This window comes from Microbacterium sp. Bi128, from assembly GCF_918698205.1.
This window is the reverse complement of record NZ_CAKKMM010001186.1, coordinates 1-1601: the sequence shown is the minus strand read 5'-3', so window position 1 is coordinate 1601 and position 1601 is coordinate 1. Positions and strand designations below refer to the sequence as shown.

Here is a 1601-nt window from a genome sequence, read left to right as displayed (position 1 = left end):
GATCTCGATGAAACTGCGCGCTGATCAGACCGGACAACGTGGCCTTCCCATGCCTCTGTGGCTGCAGGGTGCCCTCGAGTCCGCCCAGGCCGCCGTCATTTCCGCCCTCGTGGTGGTGGCCCCGATCGTCATGGTCTGGGCCACGGCCGGATTCCAGCATGACGGATTCGATGTCCTGGCGCGCCTGGCCGGCCAGGCCTGGCTGCTGATCCACGGCGTGCCCCTGCTGCTGGACACCGCCGGTGCCGGGTCCGCCGCGCAGCCGGAATCCGGGACGCTCTCGCTCATCCCGCTGGGCCTGGCCCTCATCCCGTTCCTGCTCGCCTGGCGCGCCGGACGGCGCCTTGCCCGCGCCTCATATACGGACCAGCTCTGGCAGGCCCTGCTCGGCTCCTGGCTGGCGTATGCCGGATTCGGGATTGCAACGGGCTTCGTCTGCCGCACGGCCGACGTCGGCATCAGCCTGTGGGCCGCCGCGTTCATTCCCCTCATCCCGTTCGGGCTCGGCATGGTGGTGGGCGCGCGCCGCGAGGCCGGGTCGTGGAGCCGGCTGATCGGCGTCGACGCCGTGGCCTGGCTGTCCCGTACCAGCCAGCACTCGCGTTGGGCCGGGTCCTACCTGGGTTCGGCCATCAAGGCAGGCTCGGTGGCGCTGATGGCGAGCCTGGCGATGTCCGCCGCGCTGCTGGCCGTTGACCTCTTCATCCACTGGAACCTTGTGGTCGCCGTTTATGAGGGGCTCGACGCCGGTGCCATGGGCGGCGGTGTCCTCACCATCGTGCAGCTGGGCTTCCTGCCCAACCTCGTCGTCTTTGCCCTGGCCTGGATCTCCGGCGCGGGGTTCGCCCTGGGCGTCGGGTCGCTGGCCGGACCGCTCGGGACCGCCGTCGGGCCGCTGCCGTCCGTTCCGGTGTTTGCCGCCCTGCCGGCCGGTTCCCTCGACTTCGGCTTCGTGGCCCTGGTGGTGCCGGCGCTGGCCGGGGCGCTGGCCGGCTGGTGGTTCCTGCGCGAAGGCGAAAACCACTTCGATGAATGGCTGTCCATCAAGATCCGGGCCCGCTGGTTTACCGCCGCCGCCTCCACCCTGGTGCTGGGCGCGGTGATCGGCTCCGTCGCCGGGCTGCTCGCGGCGGGGCTCGCCTGGCTGGCCCGCGGTTCGGCCGGCATCGGTCGGCTGACGGAGATCGGGCCCGACCCGCTGCGCACGGCGCTGTTCGTGGCCGCGGAGGTCGGAATCGGCGTCGTGATCGGCTACGCGGCCGGACCATGGCTGGAACGCCAGCAGAAACTGCGCGAGGCAGACCTGGAAACGGTCAGCAGCCGCTAGGGCAGCGGCGTCGGTGCAGCTGTTAGCGCAGCTGCGTGGGCAGCTGGCTCGGCAGGGACTTCTCCAGCTGCGTCCGGCATTCCGAGGTTGCCTGCTGCGTCAGTGCGTAGCGGACGCACTGCTGGTAATCGCGGATCTGGTTGAAGAACAGCGTCGAGGCCAGGACCACCAGCAGCATCACCGCCGAAACCACCAGCCCGGATATCGCGCCGTACAGAACCAGCCGCGATTCCTTGTATTTCACCGCCCGGACCAGGACCACGATGCCCAGCAC

At 70.0% G+C, this 1601-nt stretch carries 1 protein-coding gene and 1 pseudogene; one reads left to right on the top strand and one right to left on the bottom strand.

The genetic code is table 11. The features are described from left to right. Nucleotides 1–7 precede the first annotated feature (7 nt). A complete protein-coding gene (locus LQV45_RS31080; protein ID WP_230011170.1) occupies nucleotides 8–1327 on the top strand; it encodes a DUF6350 family protein in 1320 nt (439 codons plus the stop codon). 22 nt (nucleotides 1328–1349) lie between these two features. On the opposite strand, the pseudogene LQV45_RS31075 reads toward LQV45_RS31080, so the two are convergent. Next, nucleotides 1350–1601 (bottom strand): annotated as a pseudogene (locus tag LQV45_RS31075) (hypothetical protein); the annotation flags it as partial.

What these genes read in the sequence shown, in the direction of transcription:
- LQV45_RS31080 (WP_230011170.1), top strand. Translation starts at nt 8, where the DNA reads ATGAAACTGCGCGCTGATCAGACCGGACAACGTGGCCTTCCCATGCCT.